This window comes from Arthrobacter sp. Dra40 (genome assembly GCF_059091905.1).
Window position 1 is genome coordinate 1 of record NZ_JBNHHB010000302.1, and the last position, 5027, is coordinate 5027.

At 64.0% G+C, this 5027-nt stretch carries 4 protein-coding genes; all 4 read left to right on the plus strand.

Features of this window, described 5'->3' with window-relative positions:
* Window positions 1–113 precede the first annotated feature (113 nt).
* Window positions 114–1040 (plus strand): ABC transporter permease, encoded by a 927-nt coding sequence (locus tag AC5RWT_RS34385; protein ID WP_494084135.1) that lies wholly within the window; start codon window positions 114–116, stop codon window positions 1038–1040.
* On the plus strand, window positions 1033–2001 hold the full coding sequence (locus AC5RWT_RS34390; RefSeq protein WP_494084136.1) for an ABC transporter permease: 969 nt from the start codon (window positions 1033–1035) through the stop codon (window positions 1999–2001). Before AC5RWT_RS34385 ends, AC5RWT_RS34390 begins: the two co-directional genes overlap by 8 nt.
* The gene (locus tag AC5RWT_RS34395; RefSeq protein WP_494084137.1) at window positions 1998–3689 is read left to right on the plus strand and encodes a dipeptide ABC transporter ATP-binding protein; all 1692 of its coding nucleotides are present in this window, start codon (window positions 1998–2000) and stop codon (window positions 3687–3689) included. Before AC5RWT_RS34390 ends, AC5RWT_RS34395 begins: the two co-directional genes overlap by 4 nt.
* Window positions 3690–3869: 180 nt before the next feature.
* A partial coding sequence (locus tag AC5RWT_RS34400; RefSeq protein ID WP_494084138.1) for a GTP-binding protein occupies window positions 3870–5027 on the plus strand: 1158 nt, incomplete at its 3' end.

Consider the following 5027-nt stretch of genomic DNA (forward strand, 5'->3'; position numbering starts at 1 on the left):
GTGGGGCCTGGCCGCGACCAGGCCCCGCACCGCGCCCCGTACTTTTTCGCTCCGGCCTGAAAGGCAGGGTTGATGGCCCGGCGCATGGCGGCACGTAGAGCAGGAGGCAGCTAGTGCTTTGGTATATTTTCCGCCGCTTCCTGCAGATGATCCCGGTGTTCTTCGGCGCGACCTTCCTGGTGTATTTCCTGGTTTTTTCGCTTCCGGGCGACCCCATCCAGGCACTGTTCGGCGACCGCGCCGTCAACCCGGCGGTGGCCGCGCAGCTGCGGGCCCAGTACAACCTGGACCAGCCTTTCCTGGTCCAGTACCTGCTCTACCTAAAGAACCTGGTCACCTTCAACCTCGGCAATGACTTCTCCGGCAGGCCGGTGGCGGAGGTACTGGTCCAGATTTTCCCGGTCACCATCCGGCTCGCTATTCTCGCCCTGATTTTCGAAGCCGTCTTCGGCATCCTTTTCGGCCTGATTGCCGGACTGCGAAAGGGCCGGATTTTCGACGGCACGGTACTGGTCGCCTCGCTGGTCGTGATCGCCATCCCGATCTTCGTCCTTGGCTTCGTCCTGCAGTTCCTTGTCGGAGTCAAGCTCGGTTGGGCCAGACCCACCGTAGGTGCCCAGGCGGGCTGGACCGATTTGATACTTCCGGCGATCGTGCTGGGACTTGTGTCATTGGCCTACGTGCTGCGTCTGACCCGAACATCCATCATCGAGAACATGAACGCGGACTATGTGCGCACCGCGACGGCCAAGGGACTGTCCCGCCCGCGCGTCGTCGTCGTGCATATCCTGCGGAACTCCATGATTCCCGTGGTGACGTTCCTCGGCGCCGATCTGGGCGCGCTCATGGGCGGGGCAATCGTCACCGAGGGCATCTTCAATGTCCCAGGCGTCGGCCAGCGCCTGTACCAGTCCGTGCTGCGCGGCGAGGGACCCACCATTGTGTCGATCGTCAGCGTCCTGGTGATGGTCTACATCCTGGCCAACCTGCTCGTGGATGTGCTCTACGCCTGGCTCGACCCGAGGATTCGTTATGCCTAGAGAACCCCTGGAACGCGACAATCAAGCAATTGACCATTTCGTTGCGCCGCTGGACGAAACGCCTTTGCAGGCGACCGACAAGGTGGACGAGGATGTCCAGCCGCTCAGCCTGTGGGCCGAAGCGTGGCGCAACCTGCGGACCCAGCCGCTCTTCATCATATCGGTGCTGCTGCTGCTGTTAATCATTGCCGTGGCGCTCTTCCCCGGGCTTTTCACGCAAACACCGCCGGCGCAAAACTGTTTGTTGGCCAATTCCGACGGCGGACCGGCGCCCGGGCACCCGCTGGGGTTCACGAAGCAGGGGTGCGACGTCTATTCGCGCATCATCTACGGGACCCAGGCATCGCTGACGGTGGGCATTTTCGCCACGCTCGGGGCCCTGCTCATCGGCGGCACGCTCGGCGCGATCGCCGGATTCTACGGCGGCTGGCTGGACGCGGTGATCGCCCGGATTGGCGATGTCTTCTTCGCCCTGCCGCTCATCCTGGGCGCCATCATCATCATGCAGCTTCCTCTGTTCCGGGCCAACCGCAACGTCTGGACGGTCGTCATCACGTTGGTGGTCTTCGGCTGGCCGCAGGTTGCCCGAATCACCCGGGGCGCAGTAATTTCGGTGCGGAACGCTGATTTCGTCACCGCGGCCCGGTCGCTGGGCGTCTCCCGGTTGGCCGCTCTGGTCAAGCACGTTATTCCCAACGCGCTGGCACCGGTCATCGTGGTGGTGACGGTGAATCTGGGCATCTTCATCGTCGCCGAGGCCACGCTGTCTTTCCTGGGCATCGGGCTCCCCGCGAACGTGATGTCCTGGGGCAACGATATTTCAACTGCCCAGGTGTCGCTGCGTTCCAACCCCTCCAGCCTGCTCTGGCCAGCGCTGGCGCTGTCGGTCACGGTGCTCAGCTTCATCATGCTTGGCGATGCCCTCCGCGACGCTCTTGATCCGAAGGCGAGGAAGCGATGACCCAAATCCACGAAGTCGAGAGCATCGAGCCGCTGCTGCAGATCAAGGATCTGGCCATTACCTTTCGGACGTCCACAGGGGAAGTAGAAGCGGTCAAAGACGCCCACCTGACGATCATGCCCGGTGAAACAGTGGCCATTGTGGGCGAATCGGGATCGGGAAAGTCGACCACTGCGCTGGCGGCCATCGGGCTGCTTCCCGAGAACGGCAGAGTCTCCGGCGGGCAGATTGTCTTTGCGGGCGAAGACCTTGCCGATGCGAGCAGTAAACGGATCCTGGAACTGCGCGGCAGTTCGATCGGGATGGTGCCCCAGGACCCCATGTCGAACCTGAATCCGGTGTGGAAGATCGGATTCCAGGTCAGGGAGACGCTGAGGGCGAACGGGCTGAAGTCTGATAACGCCGCGGTGGCCAAAGTCCTGGCTGAAGCGGGGCTGCCCGATGCCGAAAGCCGTGCCCGGCAGTTCCCGCATGAATTCTCCGGCGGGATGCGCCAGCGCGCCTTGATCGCCATCGGTTTGTCGTGCCGGCCGCGGCTGCTGATTGCCGACGAGCCAACCTCAGCGCTTGATGTGACGGTGCAGCGCCAGATTCTGGACCATCTGAAAACGATGACCCAGGATCTTGGCACGGCGGTGCTGCTGATCACGCACGATCTGGGGCTGGCGGCAGAGCGGGCCCGCAAGGTGGTGGTGATGTACAAGGGACGGGTGGTGGAGTCGGGTCCTGCCCTGCAGATCCTGCAAAATCCGCGCCATCCCTACACCCGGCGATTGGTGGAGTCTGCTCCGTCCCTGGCCTCGCGGCGCATCCAGTCGGCGAAAGCGGCGGGAATCGAAACGTCCGAGCTGCTGGCACCGGCCGGGCAGGACACTCAATCCACTGACAACGTGATTGAAGTCAGGGACCTGACCAAGGTGTTCAAACTGCGCAGCGGCTTCGGAAGGTCCACCGACTTCACTGCGGTGGACAGCGTATCCTTCAAGATCAAGCGCGGAACGACGATGGCCGTGGTCGGCGAGTCGGGGTCCGGCAAATCGACCGTGGCACGAATGATCCTGAACCTTGAGTCGCCGACCGACGGGCAGATTCTCTTCGACGGGGTGGACATGACAGCGCTCGGTGCCAAAGAGCTGCTTGCCTTCCGCCGGCGGGTCCAGCCGATCTTCCAGGACCCCTACGGATCGCTGGATCCGATGTACAACATTTTCCGGACCATCGAAGAACCGCTGCGTGTGCACAACATCGGCGATCGCAAGAGCCGCGAAGCGAAGGTCCGGCAGCTGCTGGATCAGGTCGCCCTTCCGGCGTCGGCCATGCGCCGGTTTCCGAATGAACTCTCCGGCGGCCAGCGCCAACGGGTCGCCATCGCCCGCGCCCTGGCGCTGGATCCGGAGGTCGTGATCTGCGACGAAGCCGTTTCCGCTCTGGACGTGCTGGTGCAGGCCCAGATCCTGGACCTGCTCGCGGGGCTGCAGCGGGACCTTGGGCTGAGCTACCTCTTCATTACCCACGATCTGGCCGTGGTCCGGCAAATCGCCGACCACGTCACCGTGATGGAGAAGGGCAAAGTGGTGGAGGCCGGCACAACGGACGGCGTTTTCGACTCCCCGCAGCAGCGGTACACGCAAGCACTGCTGGCTGCCATTCCGGGGGCCAGCCTGGAGTTGCCGCCCGAAGTGGCCTGAGGTGAATCCGGCCGGTAATGTGGGCCCGGCCGGGACCTGACCGTTGGGCCGGGCCGGGGGTCCGTTAGGCCATAAGTGGCCTGCCGGATTACAATAGAGTGCCTACCCGCATCCGGGCACGGCGCTGGCTGTCCGATATTAGGCCCAGGTTCCATGTAATCCACGGAAGAGTAATCCCGCATGTCTGAAACCACCGCATCGACGCAGAGCGCCGTTCGCAGCGACCTTCGAAACGTCGCCATCGTAGCCCACGTCGACCACGGGAAGACCACTCTCGTGGATGCCATGCTGAAGCACACCGGTGCCTTCTCCAGCCACGGCGAAACCGAAGAGCGCGTCATGGACTCCGGTGAACTGGAACGTGAAAAGGGCATTACCATCCTGGCCAAGAACACCACCGTGTTCTACTCCGGCCCGGCCGCGCAGGGCGAGACCATCACCATCAGCGTGATCGATACCCCGGGCCACGCCGACTTCGGCGGCGAGGTGGAGCGCGGCCTGTCCATGGTGGACGGCGTGGTCCTGCTGGTTGATGCTTCCGAGGGCCCGCTGCCGCAGACCCGTTTTGTACTGCGCAAGGCGCTGGCCGCCAAGCTCCCCGTCATTCTGGTGGTCAACAAGACCGACCGTCCGGACGCACGCATCGACGCCGTCGTTGCCGAGGCGATGGACCTGCTGCTGGGCTTGGCCTCCGACCTTGCCGACGAAGTCCCCGATCTGGACTTGGATGCCGTCCTCAACGTTCCCGTGGTCTACGCCTCCGGCAAGGCCGGTCGCGCCTCGCTGACCCAGCCCGCCGACGGCACGCTGCCCGAGGACGAGGACCTGGAGCCGCTGTTCGCCACCATCATGGAGCACGTCCCCGCCCCGTCCTATGATCCCGACGGCGTGCTGCAGGCCCACGTAACCAACCTGGACGCCTCGCCCTTCCTGGGCCGCCTGGCGCTGCTGCGCATCTACAACGGCACCCTGCAGAAGGGCCAGACCGTGGCCTGGGCCCGGCAGGACGGCCAGCTGAAGAACGTTCGGATCTCCGAGCTGCTGGCCACCAAGGGACTGACCCGTGTTCCGGCAGAATCGGCCGGACCCGGCGAGATTGTCGCCGTCGCCGGCATTGAGGAAATCACCATCGGTGAGACCTTGACAGACGCCGAGAACCCGCAGCCGCTGCCGCTCATCAAGGTGGACGATCCGGCCATCTCGATGACCATCGGTATCAACACCTCGCCGCTGGCCGGCCGGGTTAAGGGCGCCAAGGTCACCGCCCGCCAGGTCAAGGACCGGCTGGACAAGGAGCTGGTGGGCAACGTCTCGCTGAAGGTGCTGCCGACCGAGCGC